Source organism: Cohnella cholangitidis (assembly GCF_014107495.1).
In the GTDB taxonomy this organism is placed as follows: Bacteria; Bacillota; Bacilli; order Paenibacillales; family Paenibacillaceae; genus Cohnella; species Cohnella cholangitidis.
In genome coordinates this window covers 6,367,501-6,391,974 of record NZ_CP041969.1, presented here as the reverse complement: position 1 = coordinate 6,391,974, position 24,474 = coordinate 6,367,501, and the positions used below count along the sequence as shown (strand labels likewise).

25 protein-coding genes, 2 rRNA genes and 2 pseudogenes (1 of these 29 only partly in view) are annotated in these 24,474 nt (G+C 47.3%); 24 read left to right on the top strand and 5 right to left on the bottom strand.

The window, feature by feature from the left end; all coding sequences use genetic code 11:
- Nucleotides 1-41: 41 nt before the first annotated feature.
- A complete protein-coding gene (locus FPL14_RS29435; protein WP_229264033.1) occupies nucleotides 42-689 on the top strand; it encodes a L,D-transpeptidase family protein in 648 nt (215 codons plus the stop codon).
- Between the two features lie 111 nt (nucleotides 690-800).
- Here FPL14_RS29435 and FPL14_RS29430 read toward each other — a convergent pair whose 3' ends face one another.
- Together FPL14_RS29430 and FPL14_RS29425 are read right to left on the bottom strand one after the other, a co-directional pair.
- Nucleotides 801-1,124 carry a hypothetical protein gene (locus FPL14_RS29430; RefSeq protein WP_182301085.1) on the bottom strand — a complete coding sequence of 108 codons (324 nt, stop codon included), beginning with the start codon at nucleotides 1,122-1,124 and terminating at the stop codon, nucleotides 801-803.
- Nucleotides 1,125-1,336: 212 nt separating this feature from the next.
- Nucleotides 1,337-1,882: a TetR/AcrR family transcriptional regulator gene (locus tag FPL14_RS29425; RefSeq protein ID WP_182301084.1), complete on the bottom strand. Its 546-nt coding sequence runs from the start codon at nucleotides 1,880-1,882 to the stop codon at nucleotides 1,337-1,339.
- Between the two features lie 243 nt (nucleotides 1,883-2,125).
- Here FPL14_RS29425 and FPL14_RS29420 point away from each other — a divergent pair, with 243 nt between their 5' ends.
- Entirely contained in the window at nucleotides 2,126-3,286 is a 1,161-nt protein-coding gene (locus FPL14_RS29420; RefSeq protein WP_182301083.1) for an MFS transporter, read from the top strand.
- Nucleotide 3,287: 1 nt separating this feature from the next.
- Nucleotides 3,288-4,337 (top strand): NAD(P)-dependent alcohol dehydrogenase, encoded by a 1,050-nt coding sequence (locus FPL14_RS29415; RefSeq protein ID WP_182301082.1) that lies wholly within the window; start codon nucleotides 3,288-3,290, stop codon nucleotides 4,335-4,337.
- A gap of 69 nt (nucleotides 4,338-4,406) precedes the next feature.
- On the opposite strand, the gene FPL14_RS29410 is transcribed toward FPL14_RS29415, so the two are convergent.
- Complete coding sequence (locus FPL14_RS29410) at nucleotides 4,407-4,733, bottom strand: YnfA family protein (RefSeq protein ID WP_182301081.1); 327 nt, start codon at nucleotides 4,731-4,733, stop codon at nucleotides 4,407-4,409.
- Nucleotides 4,734-4,983: 250 nt separating this feature from the next.
- Here FPL14_RS29410 and FPL14_RS29405 point away from each other — a divergent pair, with 250 nt between their 5' ends.
- The 14 genes and pseudogenes from FPL14_RS29405 to FPL14_RS29340 all read left to right on the top strand — a co-directional run bounded on the left by FPL14_RS29405 (nucleotide 4,984) and on the right by FPL14_RS29340 (nucleotide 16,589).
- Complete coding sequence (locus tag FPL14_RS29405; protein ID WP_182301080.1) at nucleotides 4,984-6,414, top strand: PQQ-dependent sugar dehydrogenase; 1,431 nt, start codon at nucleotides 4,984-4,986, stop codon at nucleotides 6,412-6,414.
- A 27-nt stretch (nucleotides 6,415-6,441) separates the two neighbouring features.
- Complete coding sequence (locus tag FPL14_RS29400; RefSeq protein ID WP_182301079.1) at nucleotides 6,442-7,290, top strand: ATP-binding cassette domain-containing protein; 849 nt, start codon at nucleotides 6,442-6,444, stop codon at nucleotides 7,288-7,290.
- 26 nt (nucleotides 7,291-7,316) lie between these two features.
- Nucleotides 7,317-8,123, top strand: a complete 807-nt coding sequence (locus FPL14_RS29395; protein WP_182301078.1) for an ATP-binding cassette domain-containing protein — start codon at nucleotides 7,317-7,319, stop codon at nucleotides 8,121-8,123.
- A 3-nt stretch (nucleotides 8,124-8,126) separates the two neighbouring features.
- A complete protein-coding gene (locus tag FPL14_RS29390) occupies nucleotides 8,127-8,876 on the top strand; it encodes an energy-coupling factor transporter transmembrane component T family protein (RefSeq protein WP_182301077.1) in 750 nt (249 codons plus the stop codon).
- 24 nt (nucleotides 8,877-8,900) lie between these two features.
- Complete coding sequence (locus FPL14_RS29385; RefSeq protein WP_182301076.1) at nucleotides 8,901-9,407, top strand: YybS family protein; 507 nt, start codon at nucleotides 8,901-8,903, stop codon at nucleotides 9,405-9,407.
- Nucleotides 9,408-9,503: 96 nt separating this feature from the next.
- A complete protein-coding gene (locus FPL14_RS29380; protein WP_182301075.1) occupies nucleotides 9,504-10,091 on the top strand; it encodes a TetR/AcrR family transcriptional regulator in 588 nt (195 codons plus the stop codon).
- Between the two features lie 137 nt (nucleotides 10,092-10,228).
- A complete protein-coding gene (locus tag FPL14_RS29375) occupies nucleotides 10,229-10,600 on the top strand; it encodes a DUF1801 domain-containing protein (RefSeq protein WP_229263720.1) in 372 nt (123 codons plus the stop codon).
- A gap of 133 nt (nucleotides 10,601-10,733) precedes the next feature.
- The gene (locus tag FPL14_RS29370; protein WP_182301074.1) at nucleotides 10,734-11,063 is read left to right on the top strand and encodes a PadR family transcriptional regulator; all 330 of its coding nucleotides are present in this window, start codon (nucleotides 10,734-10,736) and stop codon (nucleotides 11,061-11,063) included.
- Nucleotides 11,064-11,076: 13 nt separating this feature from the next.
- Complete coding sequence (locus FPL14_RS29365) at nucleotides 11,077-11,946, top strand: pentapeptide repeat-containing protein (RefSeq protein WP_182301073.1); 870 nt, start codon at nucleotides 11,077-11,079, stop codon at nucleotides 11,944-11,946.
- Nucleotides 11,947-11,959: 13 nt separating this feature from the next.
- Nucleotides 11,960-12,721, top strand: a complete 762-nt coding sequence (locus FPL14_RS29360) for an ABC transporter ATP-binding protein (protein ID WP_182301072.1) — start codon at nucleotides 11,960-11,962, stop codon at nucleotides 12,719-12,721.
- Nucleotides 12,722-13,488: pseudogene (locus FPL14_RS29355) on the top strand (ABC transporter permease).
- Between the two features lie 151 nt (nucleotides 13,489-13,639).
- Nucleotides 13,640-13,819 carry a hypothetical protein gene (locus FPL14_RS29350; protein ID WP_182301071.1) on the top strand — a complete coding sequence of 60 codons (180 nt, stop codon included), beginning with the start codon at nucleotides 13,640-13,642 and terminating at the stop codon, nucleotides 13,817-13,819.
- A 371-nt stretch (nucleotides 13,820-14,190) separates the two neighbouring features.
- Nucleotides 14,191-15,363 carry a cytochrome P450 gene (locus FPL14_RS29345; protein WP_182301070.1) on the top strand — a complete coding sequence of 391 codons (1,173 nt, stop codon included), beginning with the start codon at nucleotides 14,191-14,193 and terminating at the stop codon, nucleotides 15,361-15,363.
- Nucleotides 15,364-15,470: 107 nt separating this feature from the next.
- Nucleotides 15,471-16,589 carry a HesA/MoeB/ThiF family protein gene (locus FPL14_RS29340; protein ID WP_182301069.1) on the top strand — a complete coding sequence of 373 codons (1,119 nt, stop codon included), beginning with the start codon at nucleotides 15,471-15,473 and terminating at the stop codon, nucleotides 16,587-16,589.
- Nucleotides 16,590-16,659: 70 nt separating this feature from the next.
- On the opposite strand, the pseudogene FPL14_RS29335 reads toward FPL14_RS29340, so the two are convergent.
- A pseudogene (locus tag FPL14_RS29335) lies at nucleotides 16,660-17,429 on the bottom strand (EcsC family protein).
- Nucleotides 17,430-17,654: 225 nt separating this feature from the next.
- Between FPL14_RS29335 and FPL14_RS29330 the strand changes: the two are divergent.
- The 5 genes from FPL14_RS29330 to FPL14_RS30240 all read left to right on the top strand — a co-directional run bounded on the left by FPL14_RS29330 (nucleotide 17,655) and on the right by FPL14_RS30240 (nucleotide 20,728).
- Nucleotides 17,655-18,509: an ABC transporter ATP-binding protein gene (locus tag FPL14_RS29330; protein WP_182301068.1), complete on the top strand. Its 855-nt coding sequence runs from the start codon at nucleotides 17,655-17,657 to the stop codon at nucleotides 18,507-18,509.
- A complete protein-coding gene (locus FPL14_RS29325; RefSeq protein ID WP_182301067.1) occupies nucleotides 18,502-19,155 on the top strand; it encodes an ABC-2 transporter permease in 654 nt (217 codons plus the stop codon). Before FPL14_RS29330 ends, FPL14_RS29325 begins: the two co-directional genes overlap by 8 nt.
- Nucleotides 19,155-19,520, top strand: a complete 366-nt coding sequence (locus tag FPL14_RS29320; RefSeq protein WP_182304224.1) for a GntR family transcriptional regulator — start codon at nucleotides 19,155-19,157, stop codon at nucleotides 19,518-19,520. The genes FPL14_RS29325 and FPL14_RS29320 overlap by 1 nt, the downstream gene beginning before the upstream one ends.
- 82 nt (nucleotides 19,521-19,602) lie before the next feature.
- Nucleotides 19,603-20,046: a cell wall hydrolase gene (locus FPL14_RS29315; RefSeq protein ID WP_182301066.1), complete on the top strand. Its 444-nt coding sequence runs from the start codon at nucleotides 19,603-19,605 to the stop codon at nucleotides 20,044-20,046.
- 142 nt (nucleotides 20,047-20,188) lie between these two features.
- Entirely contained in the window at nucleotides 20,189-20,728 is a 540-nt protein-coding gene (locus FPL14_RS30240; protein WP_229263719.1) for a hypothetical protein, read from the top strand.
- A 153-nt stretch (nucleotides 20,729-20,881) separates the two neighbouring features.
- Here FPL14_RS30240 and FPL14_RS29305 read toward each other — a convergent pair whose 3' ends face one another.
- Nucleotides 20,882-21,085, bottom strand: a complete 204-nt coding sequence (locus FPL14_RS29305; protein ID WP_182301065.1) for a hypothetical protein — start codon at nucleotides 21,083-21,085, stop codon at nucleotides 20,882-20,884.
- Between the two features lie 356 nt (nucleotides 21,086-21,441).
- Here FPL14_RS29305 and FPL14_RS29300 point away from each other — a divergent pair.
- Nucleotides 21,442-22,995 (top strand): 16S ribosomal RNA (locus FPL14_RS29300).
- A 397-nt stretch (nucleotides 22,996-23,392) separates the two neighbouring features.
- Nucleotides 23,393-24,474: ribosomal RNA gene (locus FPL14_RS29295) — 23S ribosomal RNA — on the top strand (it continues 1,963 nt past the right edge of the window).
- Together the 16S and 23S rRNA genes form the textbook arrangement of a ribosomal RNA operon.

Below are 24,474 nucleotides of genomic sequence, written 5' to 3'. Positions count from 1 at the left end.
CGGCAAGAATGGCCCATTCCTTTCGAAACATCATCGTATTAATGTTAATTTTGGCCATGTTAAAGACCAATACTGTATATGCTGATCCATCGCTGCCAATAACCGCAAAACACGGGCTTTACGCCATTGAAGTATATCCTGTACGCCATCGCTTGGTTGTCAAGATACAAGGTCAAAAAATAAAAGAATATACCGTAGCAGTCGGAAATCCATCGACTCCAACCCCTGTCGGCGAATACCAAATCGTTTATAAAGGAAAAAATTGGGGGGCATCGTTCGGGCCTCGATGGCTGGGACTAAATGTTCCTTGGGGTGAATACGGCATACACGGAACGAATAAGCCGCACTCTATCGGACAGCATCTGAGCCATGGTTGTATTCGCATGAGAAACCGCGATGTGATGGAGTTATTCGATATGATTCCGGTCGGAACGAACGTGACGATTTATGGGCATGTCTTAGGGGATCCGAGTAATGATTCCAGAGCCCTTGCCGAAGGCGACGTCGGCGGTGACGTCCAATTGATTCAATCTCGCTTGAAAAGCGCAGGGTACTTTAGAGGGAATTGCGACGGCAAGTTTCGTTTCGATACGACCAATGCGCTTAAAAAGTTCCAGAAAGACCGACATTTAGCGCAGAATGGCGTAGTATCGGCACGTGTATACGAAGAACTTGGTTTACTCGAATAACATAACGGGAAGCGTAGAGGAAACGCTTGATGTTATGTCTACAAGCGTCCTTGCATAATGCGAGGCCGTTTTTTTGTGACCTTCTTGTGATTGCCTCTATTTTTTTGTACGCTAATCACTACGACAATCAGGAAAAGGTGAGCGATAATGGCTGATCAAAGCGTATTGCAGACTTTGCGACTGAATTATCTGTTTCCGAACAAGCGATTTGCAACGTTGCAATAAGGCTCGGCATTCCGCTGGAGCGACCACTTCGTGAAGATCCAAGGCACCAAGGGCGCCATTCTGATCGACATGCAAGGCTGAACTTAACGCAGCAAATAACGAAATGAATCGTGAAGGACGGAAAAGCGACTTCCGTCCTTTTTCGATTATCCCGAAAATAGTCGCGCCAATGTTGAATTTTCCCGGCTTTATCTCGGTTTTTTTGTACACCGGTTCTTCCTTGATCGTTCGGATCGTTAGATCGTGACGGGCTATGCTTTGGGTTGTTTTTATCGGGTTTAGATTTGGTGCTCATTTAAATAGTTCACCTCCTATCCAATTCCATAATGAGTATTTCTCCAAACCGCTATCCTTATGAGAATAAAGTTTGCAATCCTGATTCAGGTTAAAGAAGACGTGTGAGCCTTAATTAACTCAGAAGACTATAGAGTTCTACCTAATAAGGCTCCGACTTGTTTAGCCATTACTTGAGGCGGATACGGCATTCCGCTCTTGATCCACCATTCAATTACCCCTACATATGCGGTACCGGCATATTGCAACATAACTTCGTCAATTAGATCGGTATTTTTCCCGCTTTCTCTGTCAATTTCATCTTTGAACCCTTCCATAAACGAAGCAAGAAGTCGAGTTCTAAAGGATGGAGCACCTTTACTCGCTAACATAGTCGAAAAAAACAATCGATTATTCTCGAAATATTCAAAATAAGGTACAAGGGCATCGGCCCAATCCAGCTTGCATGCCCATTCATCCATCTCGCCTAATTCAATAAAGTGTGTTTCTATGAGTTTATCCAATAAATCAAATTTGTCCTGAAAATGAAGATAAATGGTTCCGCGATTTACGTTTGCGCGGTCTGCAATATCTTGGATGGTTATATCATCGAAATTTTTTTCGGTCATCAGTTCAATTACGGCCTTTTTCAAGGATTCCCGGGTTTTAAGAACTCTCCGATCCATTTTAGCCATCGTAAACTCCACCTGACTTTCATTAGATAATTAACATTTTCAGCCGTTGTGTTGATATATCAACACAACGCGTTTTTTTAACCATTGAATGCAGACTTCGTATCTTTATAATAATAAACACGAGTTGGTTAAGCGACATAGTATGCTTATACAATCTCCGTTGGGTCTCAAATAAGTCGAAGTGAGGGAAGATACCATGACGGATAATAAGAAAGTTTGGTTCAAATTAATAGAGGCGTTACATTGACTAAAAGAAATCATTTGTTGATTTTCATATTAACCATAGGAGTCTTCGGCATCTTAAATACCGAAATGGGGGTTATCGGGTTATTGCCGTCCATTGCTGATCACTTTGATGTGAGTGTATCCCATGCAGGGTGGTTGGTGAGTTCGTTTGCCCTAGCAGTTGCCGTGTCTGGTCCAATTTTACCGCTATTGTTTTCGGGTATAAATCGGAAGAAGGTTATGTTGCTTGTGCTTGGCGTTTTCGTTCTGGGGAACATCGTATCGGTATTCACATCTAACTTTTCGATTGCGTTAGCCGCTCGTGTTCTCCCCGCCATATTTCATCCGGTTTATTGTTCGTTGGCACTTACGGTAGCGGCGGCCTCGGTTAGCAAGGAAGAAGCTCCCAAAGCGGTTTCGAAGGTGTTTATTGGCGTATCCGCCGGTATGGTAATCGGCGTGCCGATTGCAAGCTTCATTGCAAGTGCAGCTTCTTTACGAATGGCAATGGTATTCTTCGCTGCTGTAAATACGATGGTATTCTTGGCTACATTGCTATTTGTACCATCTATGCCTGTTAAAGAAAGGGTTTCCTACGGATCACAATTATCCGTATTAAAAAAATCAATTACTTGGCTTTCCATCGTGGCTATTATTTCTATCAGCTCAGCAATATTCGGAGTTTATAGTTATCTTGCCGAGTACCTGAATACGGTTACGAATCTGTCTACAAATACAATTAGTTTAATGTTGTTTATATTCGGCGGAGCCAATATTATTGGTAACGTAGTCGCAGGAAAGCTGCTTACTAATCGTGCTATCCAATCTGTCGTATCGTTCCCTTTTGTATTGGGAGCCGTTTACACCCTATTATTCTTAACAGGACAGTTTAGCGTACCCATGGCCATCATTACTTTCATCTGGGGGATATTAGCTGGTATAGGGGCGAATATGAATCAATATTTGATGATGTCTTCGGCTCCTGATGCACCTGATTTCGCTAATGGCTTATTTTTAACATCTGCTAACTTAGGGGTAACATTCGGTGCCGCAATAGGTGGATTATTCATAGCGGAAATGGGTACACGTTACGTCGTATTAGTAGGATTACTATCATTGGTATTCAGTATTGTAACCATTTTACTAAGAAACTACATGATTAAGTGCAGGAGGATATAGAATGATAACTGTTAATGCACGGGCTGTATTCAGTCCGGAAGGTCCGTTCAAAAGCACCACTATCGAGCGCAGGGATCTTCAGCCGTATGATGTCCTTATTGAGATTAAGTACGCGGGAATTTGCCATTCCGACATCCATACGGCTCGTGGAGAGTGGGGGCAAATAAACTATCCTCTCGTTCCGGGACACGAGATCGCCGGAATAGTCGCTCGAATTGGTTCGGAAGTTACAAAGTATGCCGTTGGCGACCGAGTAGGGGTAGGCTGCATGGTTGACTCTTGCAGAGACTGTGAACACTGCCGCAAGGGAGATGAACAGTATTGCCTCAGTGGAAATACGGGCACCTATGCCGCGATCGACAAATACGGGCAATATACGCAGGGCGGTTATTCCACCCACATCGTCGTAACCGAAGACTTCGTGGTCCGAATTCCGAACAGCATTGGGCTTGACGTCGCTGCTCCGCTGCTGTGCGCGGGAATTACTACGTACTCGCCGCTGCGCCACTGGGGGACCGGTCCTGGCAAGAGGATAGCCGTAGTTGGACTTGGGGGGCTTGGCCATATGACTGTAAAGCTCGCTCATGCCATGGGCGCAGAGGTTACGATTCTATCACAGACCCTGAAGAAGAAAGAAGACGGTTTGCGCATGGGGGCGGACCATTATTATGCCACGAATGATCCAGAGACGTTTAAGACTTTGGTCGGTTCGTTCGACCTCATCATCAATACAGTGAGTACGAATATCGATATTAGTGCCTACATTTCATTGCTGGCTCTAGATGGTACGCTGGTCAATGTCGGTGCCCCAGCGGAGCCGATGTCAATTAACGTATTTCCGCTTATCCTTCAGCGTCGGTCGTTTGCCGGATCGACGATCGGCGGAATTCGCGAAACGCAGGAAATGCTTGATTTTTGCGCTGCACACGACATTGTTCCCGAGATCGAGGTTATTTCCGCTAATCGGATCGATGAAGCCTGGGAGCGCGTATTAGCTTCGGATGTCCGGTATCGATTCGTGATCGATATCAGCACGATGAAGAATGAATAAAGAGAATGGTAGAGGCACACCCATAACGGTGTGCCTCTACTATATTCGTCATTCAATCCGATGAAACGATTAACTCCTCGGTGCCCAAAGCATGACGGATACACCTACAATGCAAATAGCGGCTCCTAGCCAATCGTACATATCAGGCGTTTTCTTATCGATAAGCCAGCCCCATAGTACCGCTAGAACCACAAATACGCCGCCGTACGCGGCGTAAACTCGTCCGAACGACGGAAAGCTTTGCAGTGTCGGAATGATACCGTACAAAATGAGGATGATGCTTCCTACGATACCATACCACAGGGGTTTGGATTCCCGAAGCCACAACCAAACTAAATACCCCCCGCCGATTTCAGCAAGACCGGCAAAAACAAAAAGCAATATAGCCATCAACATTGCGGAATGCCATCTCCTAACACGACCCGTTATTTTCTATCTTATCTTTACATTCTGACCAGCTAAGGCATTTACAGCTTAAGCCGCTATCTAGAATCTGTATCATTCAGTTGTGAATTGAAAAGGGGATTGGTTAGCCGGCATTGGATTTCCAGTGCTGCCACCGAGCTTGACTCAGTCCTAATCTTGGTAATAATAGCACACTTCTAATCATAATCTTATAGGAAATGATAAGAAGGAGTGTAGAGGGTTGATAAAAGTCAGGGTTAGTTTACGGCCAATCGTAAGTAAGATAAATTTACCCACTGTTTTGAAAACAACTACGCTTCCTGGAGATTCCATTGAAAGATTATTTATTGCAACCCAGGTAGGAGAGATCTTTTGCATAGGAAACGGAGATATCAGAACTTTTTTAGATATACGGGCAAGAATCCTAAAACTAGGCGCTTCCGGCGGCGGATATGATGAACGGGGATTGCTGGGACTAGCGTTTCATCCGGGATTCTATTATAACGGCTTGTTTTATCTGCATTATTCAGTAGCTGGAACCCAAGGGCCGGGCGCTATTCCATCCGCTCCTCCTGAATCCTTTAAGCCCAACCCTTGCGATCCCGGTACCTTAAACATGAGGTGGATAAATAGAGATACGCAATATGATCATATCGATACGGTTGAAGAATGGGGTATACAATCGAATGGTCAACCTCAAAAACGACGAACGTTACTTAATTTAAGAAGACCGTTTTTAAATCATAACGGCGTCAATAGCTTAAACTTTTCACCAGAAACGGGAAATTTGATTTTGACGACAGGGGACGGCGGATCAGGCTACGACCCTTTTAATCTAAGTCAAGATGATATGGAAATCGCAGGTAAAATAATAGAAATCGATGTACGTAAGCATACGTTTATCGATAATCCACCGGTAGTTACGCGTTTTAACGAGCTGCCCGTACCTATTCAGGAAACGCTAACGGTAATGGCCAAAGGGGTTCGCAATATATCAGGCATTTCTTTTCAAAGGTTTTATAATCACTACATCAAATATGTAGGAAACGTCGGACAGGATCTCGTAGAGTCGATTTTTTCATTCGTTCATTATATCCCAATCCCGGTTACTCAACTTACTCAGGCTTCTTTAGCGAACTCCGAATCAACTCACCAAGATGGATTTATTAACTTTGGCTGGAGAGGGTGGGAAGGTGCTTTTCCTACTTCGTTTATAAGGGGATGCTCTGCAAATCCGACTTTGGATGAGAAAACGATTGCTTATTACGATGAAGCAATAACGGCTTCAGTCAAACGTCTTCAACCTTTAATCAGTTATTTTCATAAAGATCCCCGACCCGATAAGTTTGGAGGGACTGCACTCACGGGAGTCCAGCCGTATATGGGGCATGGAATCCCCCAATTAACGGGAAGCGTCGTGTTTACCGATCTTGCCCGAAAAGAACAATCCCAATCTCCGGTCAGAGGGGTTTTAGCTTACACAAAGGCAAGAGCGGATTGTAAGCTTAATGATTTTAGCGTTATTGAAACCGATTACCCTTTCGGTACTCAATCCGCTTATTATGTTAGTTTGGGAACGAATCCGAATCAAAGCAAACTCTATTTAGGGGTATACGGTTCTATGAAAGTGGCTGATTATAACCAAGGTACCGTTTTTGAAATTGTTCCATGATTCATTCAAGGAGAATGGGGAATTGGGATGACCGCAGTCGCCAAATCGTCGTCCGTCGTTTTCGAGAACGTATCTTTCCGTTTTTCAGAGCATGGCGAATGGATCGTAAAAGATTTCAATATTAGCATTGCTCCAGGCGAATGGATTTCCATCGTGGGAGGTAACGGCTCGGGAAAATCGACCTTAGTTAAATTAGTGAACGGTTTGTTGAAACCGAGTCTGGGAGAGGTGCTCGTCTTCGGAGAGTCTACTGATCCAGCGAATATTCGAAGGATCCGACAGTTGGTTGGAATCGTTTTTCAAAATCCGGATGTACAGACGGTCGGCGCTACGGTGGAAGAGGATATCGCGTTCGGCTTGCAAAACCTTATGTTCCCTCGGGATGAAATACTATTGCGAATAGATCGTATGTTGAAAATGTTGCAATTGGAAGAACTCCGGTACCGTCCCGTTCGAACGTTGTCCGGCGGGCAAAAGCAATTGGTTGCGATCGCCGGCATACTCGTCATGAATCCGCGAATCCTCATTTTTGATGAAGCCACGTCCATGCTGGATCCGCAAAATGCCGACAAGTTGCTGGACGTCATGTCGGATCTTCATCGTATGGGACTTACCGTCATTCAGGTGACGCATGATCCGGAGGATATCTGGAAGGCAGACCGAATTTTGGTGTTAAATAATGGACGCCTTACTTTTGCCGGAGACGTCCCCGCGCTAATGAAGCAATCTAACGTTCTCGAAGAGGCTCAGACGCTTCCGCCGTTTCTAGTTCGTTTACAAAAAGCGCTTCGCACGAAAGGTATGGAACTGCCTGCCTGCTGCGGATCGGAAAAGGAATTGGCCAAATCGATATGGGAATCGATTTCCGCGATGTAAGCTATACGCATGCAAAAAGAACCGCCATGGAGCATAAAGCGATCAACGGCATTACGTTTTCTATACCTGACGGGCAGTTTGCAGCCATCATGGGCCCTTCCGGGTCCGGCAAAACCACGTTGGGACAATTGGGTACCGGTATATTGCTGCCTGACACCGGTCTCGTATATGTGGATAATATCCCGATGAACAGCAGGAAAAACCGGTCCGATATATCGAACAGAGTTGCTTATGTTTCTCAATTTCCCGAACATCAGTTGTTTGAAGAAACGGTTATGCGGGATATCCGTTTCGGACTTCGCCGGAAGAAGTATAGCGAGCGGGAAATAACGGCAAAAGTGAAAGACGCGATGGAATGCGTTGGACTTTCCTTTGAGGATTACAAGGATCGCTCACCTTTTCAGCTTAGCGGCGGAGAACAAAGAAGGGTTTCTTTGGCAGGTGCCGTCGTCCTTGAACCAAAGATTCTGATATTGGATGAGCCGACGGCCGGCCTGGATCCATTGACGCGCGGGAAGTTCTTCGCTTTGCTGACCGTAATTCGACGAACAAAACCTATGACGATCGTTTGCATTACCCATCATCTGCAGGATGCTTTGGAATATGCGGATCGTCTACTCATTTTAAATAACGGAAGAGTAGTCTATGACTTGAAACCTGTCGAAATACGATGCGTATTGGAAGATTCCGCGATAGCTTTACCCCCAACACCTTTATTGCGTTTCCGCAAGGAACTCGAATCCTTATTCCCCGGAGAAATCGATTCGGAGCTCATTCAAGAGAACAAGCTTGTCGACTTCATAACCGACCGTCTATGCGCGCGTAGGAGATGAGCCATGAGCAACTTCGCAGCTTTATCCACACTGCAATATGTACCTGGAGATTCCATCCTGCACCGGCTGGATCCGCGTTCGAAATATGGGTTTTTCGCAAGTTATTCGATAAGTCTTGTTTCTTCCCATTCGTTTACGGCAAGCCTCATTTACACGCTGTTCGCATTATTCTTGTTTCTGCTTTCCAGACTCCGCTTGTACTTATTATTGGAAAGTATTCGAGGACTTTTAATCGTCATTATTATAATTAATTACTTTCAAATCATATTAAACGGAATAGAAGCCGCAACGCTGTTAACGTTAAAGATGATTTCTTTTATCTTAACGGTCACGTTAATACTATCGACTACGCCACCGGAAAAACTAATGGAGGGACTGCGTAAATTGTTGTCCCCATTGCGCCGCCTTGGGGTGAAGTCTGAATCTTGTGCAGTAATGTTCACTGTAGCAGTCATTTATCTTCCGTTACTTTTGGAAGACCTCATGCGAATCATGCAAGCGCAGAGAGTTCGGGGAGCGCAGTATGGTAGATGGAATTTGGCGGGGCGGGGGAGAGATATGATCTTATTGTTGACGCCGTTGCTTCTCATGACCTTCAGGCGAGCTGACCGTTTGTCGGACGCAATGGAGTCCCGTTGTTACATGCCCGGCAGCGAGCGGACCGCCTTTTATTATTTGAAATGGGGCAGGCTCGATTTCATCGTGTTGATCTTGGCCCTGCTGCTTCCTTTAATTCATTTCAAATTCGAGTGATCCCGAAAAGGAGGCGTCAAATGCGTGAACCAAACGAAGACACTCGTCACAATCGCCTTTTTAGGCGCGCTAACCGCAATATTTCAATCAGCGGGAGGCTTTTTACCGGGGGCGGGTTATTTGCTTAGCTCGCTATCGACAGCCCCGGTTGCAATGGCGGCACTCCTTTCATTAAGTTCGGGACTTACCACCTATGCTCTTAGCATCGTATTGCTATTCCTCATTCAACCAAGCGAATTAATCGTCTTTCCGTTTACAACGGGATTGCTCGGGCTGGCACTTGGCTTCAGCAGTGCGCGCTCCAAAAATCGGATTCAGGTCGTCCTTTTTTCCTCACTCGCGTTATGGGCCGGAATTGCGCTGGTGTTATACGCTTTTCGGTTCCCGCTGCTCGGACCTTTGGGTACCTTGAGCTTTAATATCGCTTCGGCAACGTATATCTTTCTATTTAGCTTGATTTATAGCGCAATATGGACGGAAATTACCTTCCGGTTAACAGCGAAATTAAGAAAATCCGTACATGGATTTTAACGCATGCTCAGAAGTCCCATTGACAAAATGGATTGTTCTCGCATAAAATAATGTCAGTAAGAACTGACAGACATTTTGCGGGAAGGAATTATAAGCATGAAAACCGGCAGGCAAAATACGGGCGAGCGGTTGCTGCAAGCCGCCATTAATCTGATCTCTGAAAGAGGATACAACGGAGTAACCACGGAAGAGATCGCCACTTCAGCCGGATTGAGCGAGAAAACTCTTTTTCGTTATTTCGGCACCAAACTGAATCTTCTTGAATCCTCATTCGATCACTTTAATTACGCCGAAGAAATGAAAAAGGTGTTCCAAGACAGTCTTGTTTGGGAACTTGAAGCAGACCTCTTCACGATATGCAAAGCGTACCATGATATCATGAATCGCGACCGTAAGTTGGTCATGATCAGTCTAAGAGAAGCGGCTTTACTCCCTCATTTTAAGAAACGAATGCATCAACACCCGCTACAACTGTTAGAGGTTTTGACGCAGTACTTCGTTGAAATGGGAGAGAGGGGAAAGATGGTTCGCACTGATCCGGAGATGCAAGCATTTACGTTCATGATGACGCATTTTGGCGCATTTATTAACGATCTGGACAGCGGCAAGCACTACCCGAAAATAAGCTTGGAACCCTTTATGAAAGAAAGCGTACGGATATTCGCTAGGGCTTTGACTCCCTAGTTTTTTTATCGAAGCAATTACAGTGAGTACTGACAGACAATTTTGATTCTAGGGTCACTAGCGCTCGCATTTGCAGTGAGGATATGGGTGAGCGCTTTTATCCAAATAACGAAATTCAATAATGGGAGGAAAAAAACGTGTCGGAAAATCAAAAGGTTGAAAAAAGCCATAATCAAGAGGTTAGTTCTTTTATTGAAAGTCTGAACCAAGTTTGGCAGATCGAGGTGTGCAATCGACTTCGCCAAATGGTTCACCAATCGATTCCGGAGACGGAAGAGCGCATTCAATATAAAAAACCCCACTTTCTTAAAAACGGTCATTACGTTGCGGTTATAACTCCTTCCAAAGATACCGTTGCGTTCATGATTATGAACGCAAGCGGTCTTGAATGGCCGAAAGGTCAATTCGATGGTCCGCCCGAAAGGAAATGGACTAAAATTCGCGAAGGGCAATCGCCCGATTACGAATTATTGTCCAAGCTGCTTGTCCAGGCATCAAGTACGCTGTAGTAAATCAGAATAGAACCATATTTGTTGGAGACCACCTAACTTGGTGGTCTTTTTCAGGCAAAGTATTATAATTAAAATACTACCTTGACAGTCATAGTAATGTGTCTTATCATACAGTCATGGAGGTGATTGTATGAGCGAGAACAAGATCACATCCGACCTGCTGCGAGGACATACGGATACGATGATTTTACGGCTGTTGTCCGAAGCTGACCGTTACGGTTACGAGATTGTCAAGTTGATTGCCGAGCGTTCTGACGGCGAGTATGAACTAAAGGAAGCGACGATGTACTCCAGTTTCCGGCGGTTAGAAGCAGACGGCGACATCGAGTGGTATTGGGGCGATGAATCACAGGGCGGACGACGCAAATATTTTAGGATTACCGAAAAGGGCAAGGATACTTACGCCCGCAACAAAAGCAATTGGGAGTATGCCAAACGCGTGTTAGAAAACTTATTATAAGGAGTTGGATGTTATGAATCAGAAAGTGACGGATTATTTGAACAGCGTTTTTACGCCATACGATGGGGTGAAAAGCGTCAGCGAATTAAAGGCCGACCTGCTTTCCGATTTGCAGGAGCGATACCGTGAACTCGAAGCCGAGGGCAAAGACGATGAAACGGCGTTTAAGATGACCATCGATAGTATCGGCGACATTGAGCAGACGATTCTGGAGGTCGCCAACCTCTCCCGGTCGCTGGAACGGCAAGTGCTGATAAACCTCACCGCGAGCAATCTGCAAGAGAGTGACTTCGCGGGGGTTACTTTACACAAAGGAAAATTCAAAGCGAGCGCGTTACGCGGAGCCGACTTTGCCGGCGCCGACTTGACCGGTACCTCGTTTACAAGCAGCGATGTGCGCGAGGCCAATTTTGCCGGCGCGAATCTGACGGACTGCAACTATTCCGCCATTGACCTTACTAATGCGAGCTTTAATAAGTCAATCCTTGTTCGGACCAACTTCAGCGCGTCAGGGATGGACGGAGCAAAATTCAAAGACGTAAAACTGACCGACGTCACGCTAAACAAGATCGACCTTAGAAAAACAATTTTCGAGAACTGCATCTTTAATGGCGTTGATTTCAAATATTCCGATCTACGAGGGATTCGTTTTGATGGGCAGACCTTCATCGGTGTCAAGTTTGACAAGTCTGCACTGAACGACGTTTCGTTTAGGGGAGCGACACTGAAAAACGTATCATTCCGTCTACCTTTTTCAGTGACCAACAAATCTTACCTTGCCTTCAAAACCGTCTGCTTTGAAGGCGCGACGATGGATAAGTTGACCTATGCTGCGCTTAAAGGCTTATGGGTCGTCGATTTGTCAAAAGTCACGGTCATATAAGGGAGTGAAAAATATGCAAGTATCGGCGATACAAGTAAAAGGTCTGCAAAAATCCTATAAGCAGCATCAAGTGCTGAAGGGCGTAGATTTCGAAGTGGAAAAGGGGAGTATTTTCGCTCTCCTTGGCTCTAATGGGGCAGGCAAGACAACGGTTGTCAAAATCCTCACCACGCTTCTTAAACCGGATGGCGGAACCGCCGCCATCAACGGATTTGATGTCGCGTCCAATCCCGATCACGTACGCCAGGCGATCAGTCTGACCGGTCAATTTGCCGCCGTGGACGAAATTTTGACCGGACGGGAAAATCTGATCATGATTGCCAAGCTAAAATATCTCAAAAACCCTCGCCAGGTCGCGGAGGACATGTTGAAGCGCTTCGGTCTGTCCGACGCGGCAGACCGCAGAGTATCTACTTATTCCGGGGGGATGCGCCGCAGGCTCGACATCGCTTTGAGCCTTGTAGGCAAACCGCGGATTATATTTCTGGATGAGCCGACTACCGGCCTTGACCCCGAGGCGCGGATCGAGGTTTGGAAAATTGTCAAAGAGCTTGCCGAAGGCGGGACGACGGTACTTCTCACCACGCAATATTTGGAGGAAGCCGAGCAGCTCGCCGACCGGATTGCCATTTTGCATGAAGGAAGGATTATCGCCAGCGGTACGCTCCCGGAGTTAAAAAGGATGTTCCCGACCGCAAAGGTGGAGTACGTCGAGAAACAACCGTCGTTAGAGGAGATCTTCCTCGCTATCGTCGGCAAAAAGGAGGTCATATAGATGGAAGCGGCAAAGAAACATTTTTTCATCGATATTAGCGTTATGCTCGGACGTTCCATGCGTCACATTTTCCGCAGTATGGATACCATCATCACGGTCACCATCACGCCAATCGCAATGATGCTGCTATTCGTCTATGTATTCGGCGGCGCGATTCAAACCGGAACGGATAATTATGTGAATTACCTGTTGCCCGGAATACTTCTTATGGCTATAGCCAGCGGAATATCCTATACGGCTTTCCGTTTGTTTACCGATGTGCAGCGTGGGATATTCGAACGTTTTCACACCATGCCGATTTCACGTTCCGCCTTGCTTTGGGGGCATGTGCTTACCTCGCTGGTGTCCAACGCTATATCGGTTATCGTCATCATTCTCGTAGCATTAATTATGGGCTTTCGTTCGTCCGCGGGAGTGCTGCCATGGCTTGCCGTAGCTGGAATACTCATGCTGTTTACGCTAGCCTTAACCTGGGTCGCAGCTATTGCCGGACTATCCGCAAAAACGGTCGATGGTGCTAGCGCCTTTTCGTACCCCCTTATCTTCCTGCCATTTATCAGCTCGGCATTTGTGCCAACCGACTCGATGCCGACCGCAGTTCGCGTTTTCGCCGAAACCAACCGGTGACTTCGATCGTAGAATCTATCCGCGCATTACTGTCAGGTCAGCCCTTGGACAACGATATATGGATTGCGCTTGCGTGGTGCGTCGGGATTACGCTCGTTGCTTATCTCTTTGCAATGAGAGCGTATAAAAGGCGGGGGTAAAAAAAGGATAGAGCCGGGTTATCGTGGTTATTGTCCTTGACATATCCTCTTGATGTTTATAAAAACGATGCGTGGACATAATGATTTTAGTTAAATTCAGAACAAAGCCGTGCAAAATCTTGCGAGAATATGGTGGAGAGGTGCTTAGTTAATGTCAAATAAAAAAAGCTACTATGCATTCGAGGATCCATCTGGTACCACGATTGAATTTCAAGCCACCAGCTTACAGCAGGCCATGGTCATTAAGAAGAAGAAGGCACTTGAACTCGGGATTCCTAAAGAAGCTTTTGAAATAACGAGCATTCGTAAAAAACCAATTCAGAGCGCATAAAGCTGCAAGCCGAAATCTGGCGATGAACGTAAGTCGGAAGTCAATAACAAAGTCCCAGTACAAGTCGCGTATATCGCGGCTTTTTCTATTTATTGCAACAAGTTCTTGTCATGGCTTGATATCTAGAACATTGTCACATTTCCGACGGATGATCAACAGAGTGGGGGAGGAAGTCAGATCCTTATTGCAAGCCATGACAATCACCGTGACTGGGGTCACTATCCCAAATTACGAAGCGAATGATAAAAAAGAAATAAGAAACGAAACGGGAGGTGCATACGGATGAAAAAAGTGGAGATCAAAGCGGTTCAAACGATCATCTGGGGACTGCGTGTAGCGAATTAAATTGCGGAAAGAAGGAACCGATTTCGATGTCGAATCAACCGGATTTACGACTTGATCCTTACCCATGGTATGCTCATATGCTGGAAGCCAGTCCTGTCGTTTTCAGTCCCGAATTCGGAGCTTATCTCGTATTCCGGGCCGATGACGTGCGCAAAGTGTTCAGCGATCATCAGACGTTCTCGTCGGCCGTCTTCGACGGTCTCTCCATGGAACTGCCGTTCGAGAACCAGCTTACGGGAATGGACCCGCCTCGCCATACGCAGCTTCGAGCGCTGGCGACTCACGCGTTCACCCCGAAGGCCGTCCTCGAGCTCGAACCTCGCATTCAAGAAATCGTGAACCGCTTGTTGGACGCCATGCTGGATCGGGAAGAAGTCGATTTCGTGCGTGATTTCGCTATCCCTTTTCCGGTCACGGTCATCGCGGAGATGCTCGGGGTTCCGGAAGAAGATCAAGACCGTTTCAAGCTGTGGTCGGATATGATCATAGAAATTTCGGAGCGGTTGCTTACCGGTTTGACGGAGTCGCTTCCCGAGCACGTTGCCGGTTATAACGAAATGCTGGATTATTTTCGAAAGCTCGTGCACGAAAGAAGACAGGATCCGAAGGGCGATCTGATTTCCCGGTTAGCCGTCGCGGAAGTAGAAGGCCGTCAGTTGACGGATACGGAAGCCAGCAACTTCTGCGCGCTCTTGATGGTGGCCGGCAATGAAACGACGACGAACCTGTTGACCAACACGATCCGAACGTTCGCGGAATATCCCGATCAATGGGAGAGGCTGGTCAAGGAACCCGGACTGATCCCGCAAGCCGTCGAGGAAGTGATGCGCTTCCGCACTTCGGTTCAATTGATGTTTCGGGTCGTGAGGCAGGACGCGGAGATAGGCGGCGTGAAAATGAAGGCTGGCGAACGAGTCGTCCTCTTCATGGGAGCGGCGAATAGAGATCCGGCCAAGATCGACAATCCGAACGTATTCGACATTACGCGACCGGCTGGTTCGCATTTGACGTTCGGGCACGGTATTCATTTCTGTCTTGGAGCGCCGCTGGCCCGATTGGAGGTTTCAACCGCGTTGAAGACCATCCTCGGACGCGTATCCGAATTCCGGATTCCCGAGGGTGCCGTATTGGAACCGCTCTCGAGCTTTAACCTTCTTGGCTTAAAGAGCTTGCCGCTCCGGCTGGAACGGCTGAAATAAACGAATAACGTCTGGAGGCGAATAATGTGAGTAAAGTTCGAATCAAACCGGTGATGACGTTCATTTGGGGATTGCGGATCGCGAACTAAGCGAAAGGGGGCGAAAAAGTGATTGGGAACGGGAGCATGCCGTCGTTCAAGCGTATGTTCTACGTCAGGAGCTTGCCGGGCGGCGTCCTTCGAATCGGCGAAGCCATTCCGAACCGGTCCGTGGAAATCGAGGACGTTGACGGGTGGATTGAACGGCTTCTCCGGTTAATGGACGGGACACGAACCGTCGAAAGCCTTGCGAGAGAAACATCCTTAACTTATCCGGCGATGTCGGTAGAAGAGGTGAAGGAGCTCATTGCCGAACTCGATCGCTTGGGCTACGTGGACGATCGGCGGTTGCTGGACGAAAGTTCGCTTAGGCCTGAAGAGCTTGATCGGTACCAAGCGAACCTGAATTATTTTTCTTATTTTTCCCATCTCAATTTCGCCCCTTGGAGCATGCAGGAAAGTCTTCGGAACGCGAAAGTGACGGTCATCGGCGCCGGAGCGCTCGGCTGCGGCGTATTATTCAACCTGGCGGGTCTCGGCGTTGGCGCCGTTCGAATCGTAGACTTCGACGTTATTGAGTTGAGTAACCTTAACAGGCAGTTTTTGTACAACGAGCAAGACATCGGACGCCGAAAGATCGAAGCCGCCTCCGATGTGTTGACTCGCTTCCATTCCGGCATGACTCTGGAGCTAACCGATCTGGAGATTAAGTCAGCCGCCGATGCGAAGAGGGTTATTCTTGGCAGCGATCTGGTCGTTCTGGCTGCGGATCAACCCTATTGGTTGCTGGAAAGGTGGGTTAATGAAGCTTGCTCCGAGACGCGAATTCCTTTTATCGCCGGCGGGATGAACGTCTGCGAGGGGCAAGTTTACGCCGTCGTACCCGACCGAACCGGTTGCGTGGCATGTATCGACGCTCAGTACGGCAGGTCCGACGCTAATCACGCTTCTTTCATCGCCGAATTCAGAGCTGCGGATTATCGGATGCCGAGCACGTCGATCATGCCGAACTATATGATGCTTGCAGGCATGGTGAGCGGCGATATCGCCCGATGGTTCACGGGGACGGCTGCCATGCGTTCGGAAGGTAAAGTCATTGCCATGAATTTCGATAGTTACCAGTTGGAGACAAGAATCGATTTCACGAGAAAAAATCTAGATTGCCCCGTTTGCGGGGAAAGCGCATAGTAAAGCTCGAAAAGATACGAAAAAAGTCCGCGGAAACCGCGGGCTTTTTTCGTTTGCCGTTATACAAACGTCAAGATTTATTTAGGCGAATCTGAATATCCCGATTATCATTCGACTCGTTTAATCTTCGCAATCGGTATGCGTTCGTCGCGGATTGGCCAAGTTCCTCGAGAATGGTGTAATTCGCCCAAGCTCCCGCGGCGGCACCGATCCCCGGCACCATCTGCAGCGTCTTCCGAAAGTCGATCGCGTCGCGGTATTCCTTCTGGAACGTCTCCCAGTTCATGTTTTTGGAGTACTCGGTTTCCGAGGACCATAGCTCCTTTTCGGAATCCCAACTCTTGATCGAGTTCAACAGCTTGGCGCGTTGTTCCGGACCGGAGAACGTCATTTGGAATACCTTTAGAATGAAAACCCGTTCGGAAAAGTGCTTCGTATCATACCCGTAGTTATGGGCCAACTCAAACAAGAATTTCATCTTTATCGCAATTAATGCCGGAAAGTCTACGACATTAAGTAAAATGCCGCCCGCTCCGGTGCCTGCGCCTTCGGCGACAGCGATCTTCTGGTATAAGGAAAACAATCGTTTCGCCTCTTGATCGTTCCATTCTAGATCGAGATTCCGCTGCACGGGTCTCTTAGGTGTATATTCCGCGCCGAACAGCGCCGTACGCACGATAGACTTTATGGTGGTCGTAATGATGTCGTGCACTTTGGCCGGAATCAAGCTGTTAATTCGAGTACCGATCATTTTCGAGGTTTTTTCCAGCCAGCCGGGCGCTTGAATAACTGCCGCTCCCAAGCGGCGATTTCTTCGCGCGCTTTTTGTTCGTAATTCATGGTCGATCGCTCCTCCAAAAGACTCGGCTATAGTATACCAGATAGCGCCGTTCTGCAGATCAGACCGAGGTAAGGGGCGGAACTCGACGAAAGTCGTAGAGTGCTGCTCGGGCAAATGCCGGCAACAAACAGCGTCCAATAAATAACATTTGATGATTGACTTGGAAAACGCTTAGTGTTACATTGTGCATACACAACATACACAATTTTATGAGGAGGTATGGTATGCTGGCATTAGACATTCGAAATTTAAATAAGAAATACCCAAATTTCCAGCTAAGAGATGTATCGTTCCAACTGGAAAAGGGCTATATTATGGGATTTATCGGTGCCAATGGAGCAGGAAAAACAACCACGATAAAATCAATCCTGAAAATGATTCATATCGATAGCGGCGAGGTACGAATTATGGGCAAGAACATCGCCGATCACGAAATCGAATTAAAGCAAGAAATCGGATATGCATTCGGCGGCATCGATTTCTATACCCGCGTCAAGATGAAAAAGCTGACCGAAGTCATTAAGAAGTTCTACAAGAATTGGGAAGAGGAAACTTATTACAACTTTCTAAGAAGGTTCAAATTGGATGAAAACAAAAAAATCGCCGAGTTATCGACGGGAATGAAAGTAAAGTACAGCTTGGCGCTTGCTTTATCCCATGGCGCGAAGCTTCTCGTCCTTGACGAACCGACAAGCGGACTCGATCCGGTCGCAAGAGACGATCTGTTGGATATTTTTCAAGAGCTCGTAATCGATGGAGAAATCAGCATCCTTTTCTCTACCCACATTACATCCGACTTGGAAAAATGCGCTGATTTTATTACTTTCATCGATAACGGGCAAATCATCGACAGTTCCGAGAAAAACGAATTTATGGAGTCCTATCGTTTACTGAACGGTAACGAAAGCCAACTAAACCAGGTGAAAGAACGGTTGATTTCCTACAAAATCAATTCTTTCGGCTTTACGGGATTGATCCACGCCGGAGACTTCGATCCCTCTACCGGTATCAAATCAACCATTCCAAGTCTCGAGGAAATCATGATTTATTTCGCGAAAAAGGAGGGTATGCATGTATAACTTAATGATGAAAGATTTAAAATTAGGAGTAAATCCTATGTTTTTCGTATTTCCTTTTTTGATGGGAGCCTTAATGCTCGTTCCCGGTTGGCTATATTTTCTCGTCCCACTCTATTTTTGTTGGATAACGATGCCGAATATGTTTGGCCAATTTAGAGCGCAGAACGATTTGATATTTACCTCGATGATGCCCGTCACCAAAAAAGACATGGTGAAGGCAAGGGTGTCCGTGATTGTCATCCTGGAAGTCTTGCACGTCGTGGTCGCCATGGTCTATGGGATGATAACGATTCGCTTATACCCGAATCTGATCTACTATTTCTTCGCCCCGCACATGGGTTTTTGGGGACTCTGTTTTGTCATGCTTGCGATCTTCAACCTTATCTTTATCTCTATGTACTACAAGACGGCATATAAATATGGCGGGGCGATGTTTGCATCCATTACGGCCGCAATGCTTTTTGCCGGAGTCGCACAATGGTTAGGAATCCAGAGTCCGTATTTGTCCGACATTTTTAATGGTAGCGGCGTTGACAATTTGGCCCTGCAAACATCCATCCTGGTAGCTGGAATCGTGATATTTATTGCATTCACCATGATTGCTTATCGAATCGCTTACAAACGATTTCTAAAAGTGGAGATATGATGAACGTTGCCATTTCAAACCATTCCGAAAAACCGATCTATCAGCAGCTGTTCGAACAAATCAGCGCTCAAATTCTGAAAGGCGAGTTAGAAAGCGGCTATTGTTTGCCGCCTATTCGGCAAGCAGCCCTTGAGCTTCATGTTAGCGTCATCACCGTAAAGAAGGCTTGGGAAGAGCTCGAACGATGCGGTTTGATCAATACCGTGACGGGGAAAGGGTGTTTTGTAGCCGAATTCTCGTCCGATGAGATGCTTCAAGTACGCAACGAAACGATTTTGAAGCAAATGGTTAACGACGCTTCCTACTACAAATCCTTTGGCCTCACTCTTAATGAAGTGATTGAGCTGTTGAAAAAGGTTTATTAACGGCCCGCTCACTATTTTGCCGGAGTAACACATCCGCTTCGCCTACAATATGATGAGTCTAGAAATCTAAAGAGGTGAGACAATGGCAGTCGTAAAAGCCAGACAACAGGATATCGATATGTTGGCAAGGTTGCTTCGAGCCGAAGCGGAGACCGAAGGCGAACAGGGCATGCTCCTTGTGGGGAATGTTGGAATTAACCGTATAAGAGCGAATTGCTCCGATTTTAAAGGAATCCGGACAATTCCCCAGATGATCAACCAGCCGCATGCGTTCGAAGCATTGCAACATGGTATGTACTATCAAAGCGCAAGAGATAGGGAACGCCGTCTGGCGCAACGGGCAGTGAACGGGGAGCGGAATTGGCCAGCCAAATTCTCCCTATGGTATTTCCGTCCGGGAACGTTCGAAAATCCCGGTCCATGTCCGCCGACTTGGTATAATCAGCCGTTCGCAGGACGATGGAAGAAGCACTGTTTTTATGAACCGACCGCGGAAGAATGTGACAGCGTATATAATACATTGTAATTTTATAAGTTTTATGGGATCAAGTTCTTGTTATTAGCTAGTTCAAGAACTTGATCCCCATTTTTGGGTTCAAGAATTACCGTGCATATTTTTCCTTATCATTCTACAAAGTAAGTAAAAGAAAAAAGGGGGGCTAATATTAATGGAGAAAACCATTTACGAAATTCAATATAACGATGATTTTAGCTTGCGGATGATAGCGGAGGGGGATTCCCCGGGTCAAATGGAATTCGATAAAAAAGCTTTCGAGGCCGTGCTGGCCGATATCGTTTTGCGGGCGAAAGAGAAGCCGGCCACCGTTGAAGAGACTGAAACTCTGTGGCAATGGGGCTGTGTTCAACTTGGCATGGCCTTGCAACAAACAATACTTGCCGAAGACGAGGATCGGGATCCGCTTGATACTTTGATACATACGGCCTTCCGTTTTAAAGGGATGAAGGATGTGGATGGGAACAACCGAAAAAAATGGATTACTCCCGTAGATCTCATGGAGCATCTCCTTTCTTATATTCACAAGGAGGATCAAATCGATTCGGTAATATACGTTGCCCAGATGAATGACGGAACAATTTCTTCGGGCTGGACAGACTTGACTTATCCAGAAGCGATCGGCCTTTTGGAAGTCGGTAAACTCCAAGTCTTTAATGAAATGGAAACGAATCGGGCTACCGAAAATAAATGAGTTTGCAGCGTTTGCAGCGTTTGCAGCGTTGATCTTTAGACTACATCCAAAGGACCAACATTAAAAATATTCTTCATACACTGAAAAACCCCCTAACGAATAATTAGAATAAAACTTGTACTAATCAATTCGCGGGAGCAGGGGTATACGTGTTTACTCAGGAATAAATGGTGGTTGTTGAGCCATTTGCTCTTGTGTTTGTTGCGGTGAAGTAGAATCAATATCGGATTTATTGTTTAGATTTCGTAATACCAATGGCATTTCCGTATTTACTTCTATTGTTTCCTCTTCCTTTGAATTGTAATGTGTGTTGGCTGATGTAAATCTCGCCGCATCCATTCCATCAATTATGTTCAATTGCAATCCTCCTTCTTTTTAATTCGGTATATCTTCTCCAGAAGAAATTGATCTCATTCAGGTTAATGATTGGGGAAGTATTCTTCCCGAGCTATTACCGGTTGCTATCGTCTGTACTCTCCTTTTAGCTATCAATTGGTAAAAATTGAGGGTTGTTAGTTGGTTGGATACGAGGTATGATGTAACTCCTGCTTCAGTAATGGGCAGACAAACGAAACACCAATTGTTCTTTGAAAACTGAACATCGAGCGTAAGAAACAAACAATCGTCGGAAGACGGCTTCGGTCGTCGGAAGGCAAACCAGCAATACAGATTGAGCCTTTTGGCTCTCTTGGATACCGCCTTCGGTGGATCCTTTTATGGAGAGTTTGATCCTGGCTCAGGACGAACGCTGGCGGCGTGCCTAATACATGCAAGTCGAACGAATCTCTGAGGGAGCTTGCTCCCGAAGAGGTTAGTGGCGGACGGGTGAGTAACACGTAGGCAACCTGCCCACAAGATCGGGATAACATTCGGAAACGGATGCTAAGACCGGATACGCAAGCTAGCCGCATGGCGAGCTTGGGAAACACGGAGCAATCTGTGGCTTGCGGATGGGCCTGCGGCGCATTAGCTAGTTGGTGGGGTAACGGCTCACCAAGGCGACGATGCGTAGCCGACCTGAGAGGGTGAACGGCCACACTGGGACTGAGACACGGCCCAGACTCCTACGGGAGGCAGCAGTAGGGAATCTTCCACAATGGGCGAAAGCCTGATGGAGCAACGCCGCGTGAGTGAGGAAGGCTTTCGGGTCGTAAAGCTCTGTTGCCAGGGAAGAATAAGGGCTAGTTAACTGCTAGCCCGATGACGGTACCTGAGAAGAAAGCCCCGGCTAACTACGTGCCAGCAGCCGCGGTAATACGTAGGGGGCAAGCGTTGTCCGGAATTATTGGGCGTAAAGCGCGCGCAGGCGGTTCTTTAAGTCTGGTGTCTAAGTGCGGGGCTCAACCCCGTGATGCACTGGAAACTGGGGAACTTGAGTGCAGAAGAGGAGAGCGGAATTCCACGTGTAGCGGTGAAATGCGTAGAGATGTGGAGGAACACCAGTGGCGAAGGCGGCTCTCTGGACTGTAACTGACGCTGAGGCGCGAAAGCGTGGGGAGCAAACAGGATTAGATACCCTGGTAGTCCACGCTGTAAACGATGAGTGCTAGGTGTTGGGGGTATCATGCCCTCGGTGCCGAAGTTAACACATTAAGCACTCCGCCTGGGGAGTACGGTCGCAAGACTGAAACTCAAAGGAATTGACGGGGACCCGCACAAGCAGTGGAGTATGTGGTTTAATTCGAAGCAACGCGAAGAACCTTACCAGGTCTTGACATCCCTCTGAATCCTCTAGAGATAGAGGCGGCCTTCGGGACAGAGGAGACAGGTGGTGCATGGTTGTCGTCAGCTCGTGTCGTGAGATGTTGGGTTAAGTCCCGCAACGAGCGCAACCCCTAAACTTAGTTGCCAGCACGTCAAGGTGGGCACTCTAGGTTGACTGCCGGTGACAAACCGGAGGAAGGCGGGGATGACGTCAAATCATCATGCCCCTTATGACCTGGGCTACACACGTACTACAATGGCCGGTACAACGGGCTGCGAAACCGCGAGGTGGAGCCAATCCCAACAAAGCCGGTCTCAGTTCGGATTGCAGGCTGCAACTCGCCTGCATGAAGTCGGAATTGCTAGTAATCGCGGATCAGCATGCCGCGGTGAATACGTTCCCGGGTCTTGTACACACCGCCCGTCACACCACGAGAGTTTACAACACCCGAAGTCGGTGGGGTAACCCGCAAGGGAGCCAGCCGCCGAAGGTGGGGTAGATGATTGGGGTGAAGTCGTAACAAGGTAGCCGTATCGGAAGGTGCGGCTGGATCACCTCCTTTCTAAGGAGCTCTTCGGAGCTATAAAAAGACCACGGTCGCGCAAGCGAAGTGGCAAACCGTTTCTTACGCTCGGGTTCAGTTTTGAAAGAGCAATTTACTCTTTCTAAAATATCTCGTGCACCTGAATTACCAACTTTTGATGGTTGAATAAGGAACGGCGCACATGATAATATGATCTTCCTGCCGCAATGCAGGATATCTTGTACCTTGAAAACTGGATAGCGAAACAAAGCGCGAAAGAAGAAGAGTATCATCTCTGCCTTACTAGTGTCTACTATGTATGCGTAGGGATGTCGGTTCTGTTCGACTCATGCACGAGCGTTGCTGTCGCCCATCTTTGATGGGAGCCTTGTAACGAACGCGCATCGGAGAAACAGAATCGATATCCCGGAGCATTGGTTAAGCTAATAAGTGCGCACGGAGGATGCCTAGGCGCCAGGAGCCGATGAAGGACGCGACGAACAGCGATATGCTTCGGGGAGCTGTAAGTGAGCTTTGATCCGGAGATTTCCGAATGGGGAAACCCAGCTATCGTAATGGATAGTTACCCTCGAGTGAATACATAGCTCGTTGGAGGCACACCAGGGGAACTGAAACATCTAAGTACCCTGAGGAACAGAAAACAATAGTGATTCCGTCAGTAGCGGCGAGCGAAAGCGGAGAAGCCCAAACCAAGGAGCTTGCTCCTTGGGGTTGTGGGACGTCTCACATGGAGTAAAAAAAGAGAAGGTTAGGCGAAGAGGTCTGGAAAGGCCCGTCACAGAAGGTAACAACCCTGTAGCCGAAAGTCTTCTCTCTCCGAGACGGATCCCGAGTACCGCGGGACACGAGAAACCCCGTGGGAATCCGGCAGGACCATCTGCCAAGGCTAAATACTACCTGGCGACCGATAGTGAAGCAGTACCGTGAGGGAAAGGTGAAAAGCACCGCGGGAGCGGAGTGAAAAAGAACCTGAAACCGTGCGCTTACAAGAAGTCAGAGCCCGATCTAGGGGTGATGGCGTGCCTTTTGTAGAATGAACCGGCGAGTTACGTTCACGTGCAAGGTTAAGCTGATGAGGCGGAGCCGAAGGGAAACCGAGTCTGAATAGGGCGAATAAGTACGTGGTCGTAGACCCGAAACCGTGTGATCTACCCCTGTGCAGGGTGAAGGTGAGGTAACACTCACTGGAGGCCCGAACTCGTGAGCGTTGAAAAGCTCTGGGATGACGTGGGGGTAGGGGAGAAATTCCAATCGAACTCGGAGATAGCTGGTTCTCCCCGAAATAGCTTTAGGGCTAGCCTCGAGGTGAAGCATCATGGAGGTAGAGCACTGATTGGGTGCGGGGCCCGCCAAGGGTTACCAAGTCCAGTCAAACTCCGAATGCCATGCATGTATACTCGGGAGTCAGACGGCGAGTGCTAAGATCCGTCGTCAAGAGGGAAAGAGCCCAGATCATCAGCTAAGGTCCCCAAGTGTGTGTTAAGTGGGAAAGGATGT

Coding starts and splice junctions, on each gene's coding strand:
- FPL14_RS29435 (WP_229264033.1), top strand. CDS start 42: ATGTTAATTTTGGCCATGTTAAAGACCAATACTGTATATGCTGATCCA.
- FPL14_RS29425 (WP_182301084.1), bottom strand. CDS start 1,882: ATGGCTAAAATGGATCGGAGAGTTCTTAAAACCCGGGAATCCTTGAAA.
- FPL14_RS29415 (WP_182301082.1), top strand. CDS start 3,288: ATGATAACTGTTAATGCACGGGCTGTATTCAGTCCGGAAGGTCCGTTC.
- FPL14_RS29410 (WP_182301081.1), bottom strand. CDS start 4,733: ATGTTGATGGCTATATTGCTTTTTGTTTTTGCCGGTCTTGCTGAAATC.
- FPL14_RS29400 (WP_182301079.1), top strand. CDS start 6,442: ATGACCGCAGTCGCCAAATCGTCGTCCGTCGTTTTCGAGAACGTATCT.
- FPL14_RS29395 (WP_182301078.1), top strand. CDS start 7,317: ATGGAGCATAAAGCGATCAACGGCATTACGTTTTCTATACCTGACGGG.
- FPL14_RS29390 (WP_182301077.1), top strand. CDS start 8,127: ATGAGCAACTTCGCAGCTTTATCCACACTGCAATATGTACCTGGAGAT.
- FPL14_RS29380 (WP_182301075.1), top strand. CDS start 9,504: ATGAAAACCGGCAGGCAAAATACGGGCGAGCGGTTGCTGCAAGCCGCC.
- FPL14_RS29370 (WP_182301074.1), top strand. CDS start 10,734: ATGAGCGAGAACAAGATCACATCCGACCTGCTGCGAGGACATACGGAT.
- FPL14_RS29365 (WP_182301073.1), top strand. CDS start 11,077: ATGAATCAGAAAGTGACGGATTATTTGAACAGCGTTTTTACGCCATAC.
- FPL14_RS29360 (WP_182301072.1), top strand. CDS start 11,960: ATGCAAGTATCGGCGATACAAGTAAAAGGTCTGCAAAAATCCTATAAG.
- FPL14_RS29350 (WP_182301071.1), top strand. CDS start 13,640: ATGTCAAATAAAAAAAGCTACTATGCATTCGAGGATCCATCTGGTACC.
- FPL14_RS29345 (WP_182301070.1), top strand. CDS start 14,191: ATGTCGAATCAACCGGATTTACGACTTGATCCTTACCCATGGTATGCT.
- FPL14_RS29330 (WP_182301068.1), top strand. CDS start 17,655: ATGCTGGCATTAGACATTCGAAATTTAAATAAGAAATACCCAAATTTC.
- FPL14_RS29325 (WP_182301067.1), top strand. CDS start 18,502: ATGTATAACTTAATGATGAAAGATTTAAAATTAGGAGTAAATCCTATG.
- FPL14_RS29320 (WP_182304224.1), top strand. CDS start 19,155: ATGAACGTTGCCATTTCAAACCATTCCGAAAAACCGATCTATCAGCAG.
- FPL14_RS29315 (WP_182301066.1), top strand. CDS start 19,603: ATGGCAGTCGTAAAAGCCAGACAACAGGATATCGATATGTTGGCAAGG.
- FPL14_RS30240 (WP_229263719.1), top strand. CDS start 20,189: ATGGAGAAAACCATTTACGAAATTCAATATAACGATGATTTTAGCTTG.